4 protein-coding genes and 1 pseudogene are annotated in these 3832 nt (G+C 53.8%); all 5 read right to left on the bottom strand.

Going from position 1 to position 3832, the window contains the following annotated elements; genetic code table 11:
• Window positions 1–858 (bottom strand): annotated as a pseudogene (locus AB7U36_RS20295) (CCA tRNA nucleotidyltransferase); the annotation flags it as partial.
• Between the two features lie 28 nt (window positions 859–886).
• Window positions 887–1909 carry an AmmeMemoRadiSam system radical SAM enzyme gene (gene amrS / locus AB7U36_RS20290; RefSeq protein ID WP_428161446.1) on the bottom strand — a complete coding sequence of 341 codons (1023 nt, stop codon included), beginning with the start codon at window positions 1907–1909 and terminating at the stop codon, window positions 887–889.
• Window positions 1906–2685, bottom strand: coding sequence for a class I SAM-dependent methyltransferase (locus AB7U36_RS20285; protein WP_428161445.1), 780 nt, complete (start codon window positions 2683–2685; stop codon window positions 1906–1908). Before AB7U36_RS20285 ends, amrS begins: the two co-directional genes overlap by 4 nt.
• A gap of 19 nt (window positions 2686–2704) precedes the next feature.
• Window positions 2705–3292, bottom strand: coding sequence for a response regulator (locus AB7U36_RS20280; protein WP_428161444.1), 588 nt, complete (start codon window positions 3290–3292; stop codon window positions 2705–2707).
• A 28-nt stretch (window positions 3293–3320) separates the two neighbouring features.
• Window positions 3321–3832: FKBP-type peptidyl-prolyl cis-trans isomerase (locus tag AB7U36_RS20275; protein WP_428161443.1), on the bottom strand; the 512-nt coding region annotated here is incomplete at its 5' end.

Genomic DNA, 3832 nt, shown 5'->3' with positions numbered 1-3832 from the left:
CCTGCCGTCCTTGATTTCCAGGGCATCCACTTTCCCTGTGTCATGGAGAAAACCGGCCAGCCGGAGTATGGGCTTGGATGCGGGCAGGGCATCACCCACCAGAAGGTTATGCTCAAATACGGTTTCGTCGTGGTGGGGGCCGCCGTCCAGGCCGTAGCACCGGTCAAGGCTGGGCAGAATCAAGGCCAGAAGGCCTGTATCATGAAGCAAATTAAAAAATCCCGAAGGCTTGTCCATGCCCATGGATTTGACAATTTCCCTTTGAATCCGGTCTTCAGTCCCTTGGGCCGTAATTTTATGGGCATGGGTACGGATGACATCAAAGGAATCCGGCTCGATTTTGAACCCGAAACAGGCAGCAAACCGGCAGGCCCTGACCATGCGCACGGGATCTTCTTCAATCCGGTCAAAGGGATCCCGGGTGAACCGGATCACTTTTGCTTCAATATCCGTTTGCCCGCCAAAGAGGTCTGTCAGGGTCCGGGTTTCGGGGTCCCAGGCCATGCTGTTGATGGTGAGATCCCGGCGGCCAAGGTCTGTGGCCGGAAAGACGAGGCCTGCCGCCACAGCTTTTTTATCTGCGGGCCTGCAGGTCGCCACCTCCACCCTGTTGACCAGGGTCACGGCAAAGGATTTTCCCACATATTCAGGATCCTGGCCGGCAAACAGCCGGGCCAGATCTTCGGGACGCGCATTGGTCAGGATATCCACATCTGCGGGCGCTATACCCAAAAGGGCGTCCCGGACTGCCCCGCCGGCCAGAAAGGCTTGAAACCCGGCGCTCCAAAGCGTTTCAAGGATAGGGGAAACAGGACTGCGTGCCTGGATGGTGTCCAGGATGTCGGCAACTGAACGCATGAAAAATATTTTTTTAATAGGTCCCGAGTTAATAGATCCCGAATACAGGCGATCCGCACCCGGGACATTTATTGGTCTGGGTTAAAAAATTTTCAACTGTATAGCCAAACCGTTTGACAACCGTCCGGCCGCAGGCTTGGCAGCAGGTGTTTTCCCTGGCACCTGGCACATTACCGGTGTACACATGAACAAGGCCGGCTGAAAGTGCAATATCGCAGGCCCTTTCAAGGGTGTCCACAGGTGTCGGCCCGACCTGGGTCAACTGGTACGCCGGGTGGAACCGGGACAGGTGCCAGGGGGTTGAAGGGCCCAACTCCCCGGCAATGAAGGACGCCATTTGCTCAAGTTCGTTGGGATCGTCATTGAGCCCCGGGATCACCAGGGTGGTGACCTCCACCATGAGGCCTAAATCCACCATGGCCTTCAGCGTCTGTTTAACCGGTTCCAGGCGGCCGTTACAATACCGGGTGTAAAACCCATTGCTGAAGGATTTAAGATCCACGTTAGCCGCATCCAGCACTGCGGCGGAGGCCTGCAGAAGCTTAGGGCTCATAAAACCGTTGGTAACAAAGATATTGGCCAGTCCTGCTTCCTTTGCCAGCATCGCTGTATCCAGAACCAGTTCAAAAAAAACCGTAGGTTCGGTATACGTATAGGAGATACTTTGGCACCCCAGTTCCACAGCCTTTGCGACAATCGCTTCGGGCGTCATTGCTTTGCCGGCAAGACGGCCTGAAAAAGGATCTGCCCCCCGGTCACAGACCTGGGAAATATCGGCATTCTGGCAGAACCGGCACTTAAAATTGCATCCGGGCGCGGCAATGGAAAAAGAGAGGGACCCGGGCTTGAAGTGGAAAATAGGCTTTTTCTCAATGGGATCCACGCCGGCGGCCACCACCCGGTCATACACCAGGGAAAAGAGCTGACCATCCCGGTTTTCCCGCACACCACACAATCCGGGATGCCCCGGCGTAATCGTGCAAAAATGGTTGCAGGCCAGGCATTTGACCGCACCACCGGACAGGGGTGCATAGAGGCGGGCCCGTATCATTCTTCCACCCTGAATCCTGATACCAGGCCTGTGGCCGGATTATAAATTTTACGACTCCGGGTTTCCAGGGCCAGGGGCCGGGTGCGGAACTTAGGCACAGGCTTGATGCACATGCCAATGAAACTGCCCCAGTAAGAGTACTGGACCAGGCTGAAACTTTCCGCCTTGGAGACCAGGCGACCGGATATAAACGGGAACTGTACGGTTGTCCGCCATGTTACCGGCACTTTCCCCAATATTGAGACCATCATGGTTTTCAACTCCCACACACTGAAAAAATGAGCCCGGCTGTACATATCCGGGAAAAATAACCCTTTGACCCGCCGGACCATATTCTGGAGGGCATACCGGTTGTGGACCCCGATGACCACCTGTTCCCGGGCCACCCGGCAGGCTTCTTCAATGGCCTTGGCCGGACGGTCTGAAAATTCAAGGCTGAAAAACAGCAATGCCGTATCAAAGGCATTGTCGTCAAAGGGCAGATCCTCGGCCATACCCCGGTGCAGGTCAACGCGGTGTCCGAGCCGTTCAGCAGCCTTGTCCAGCATATATGCGGAAGAATCAATGCCGGTCAGGTTCATGCCCAGATCCACAAAAGGTTCAAGGCTCAACCCTGTGCCGCAGCCAATGTCCAGCAAGCGCTTGCCTGGCATGGGGCGGATCAGTGAGCTGATAAGTTTGATCTCAAGGTTAAGGTAGTGCCTGGCCCGGCCTTTTTCAAAAAAGGCATCATACTTCTGGGCTACCTTGAAATCAAATTCATACGCCATGCTCATAGCAGATCCTCATAGCAGATCATAGGGTGCCTTCTTCACCGGAGGCAGGTTGTGTCCTTTTTTTATACCAGTCATGTCCCTTATACAGCTTGTCCATACATGCCGGACAGGTACCGTGGGTAAGGGTCAGAGGGGCGTGGGTCTCAAAATACCTGTCCACATCATTCCAGAATCCCTTGTCATCCCGGATTTTTTTGCAATGTGAACAGATGGGCAAAAGGCTGCGCAGGGTTTTAAGTTCGATATGGGTTTTGATACGGGCCAGAAGTTCAGCCGAATGAAAGGGTTTGGTTACATAATCCACCCCACCCGCCTCAAACCCCTTTATAATATCCTGGGCATCGGACTTGGCTGTTAAAAAAATCACCGGAATATGGCGGGCGGGAAGTCCGGCCTTCAGTTCTTCACAGACTTCATACCCATCCATCTCCGGCATCATGACATCTAAAAGGATGAGATCCGGGAATTCAGTTCTTACAAACTTCAGGGCCTGGACCCCGCTCTGGGCCATGGCGACTTCATATCCGTTATTCGAGAGCAGCTTCCCAAGAAATTGAAGATTCTGGGGTTTGTCATCAACTGTCAAAATGAGGCTTTTATTGACCATTGCGATGCTCCAGGCCCTGGCTTAGGAATTAATTACAGCTACAGGATCCGCAGCAGCCCGAACTGCAGTTCCCGCCATGGGTTCCACAGCTGCTTGCCGGGGGTTCCAGTCCGGTTTCAGCAATGGTGATGTCAAAAACAAGGGTTTTACCGGCCAGGAAATGATTTACGTCCATGGTGACGCTTGTCTCGTTTATACGTGCCACCCGCGCGGGAACCGGCTGGCCTGCCGGATTCTGAAGGTGAAGCTCAAGGCCTTCTGTCAGGGCCATATCCTGGGGGAACTGGGCCCTTGGGATGTCCACCATGGCGTTTTCGTCCCTTGGACCGTATCCCATTTCAGGCGGAATGGTTACGGTTTTTGATTCACCTTTTTTCATGCCGATGACGGCCTGGTCAAAGCCTTTGATCAGCATGCCTGCATCAACGGTGAAGGTCAGCGGCTGTTTGCCTTCGGAAGAGTCAAACACATCCCCGCTTTCAAATTTTCCCGTATAATCCACGGCAATGGTATCCCCTGATTTAATTGCTTCGGTCATAA

The organism is Desulfobacter sp., from assembly GCF_050177295.1.
This window is presented reverse-complemented; position numbering and strand designations above follow the sequence as displayed.

Bases quoted from the DNA above. Each gene is read 5' to 3' on its own strand.
- AB7U36_RS20280 (WP_428161444.1), bottom strand. From the start codon at position 3,292: ATGGTCAATAAAAGCCTCATTTTGACAGTTGATGACAAACCCCAGAAT.
- amrS (WP_428161446.1), bottom strand. From the start codon at position 1,909: ATGATACGGGCCCGCCTCTATGCACCCCTGTCCGGTGGTGCGGTCAAA.
- AB7U36_RS20285 (WP_428161445.1), bottom strand. From the start codon at position 2,685: ATGAGCATGGCGTATGAATTTGATTTCAAGGTAGCCCAGAAGTATGAT.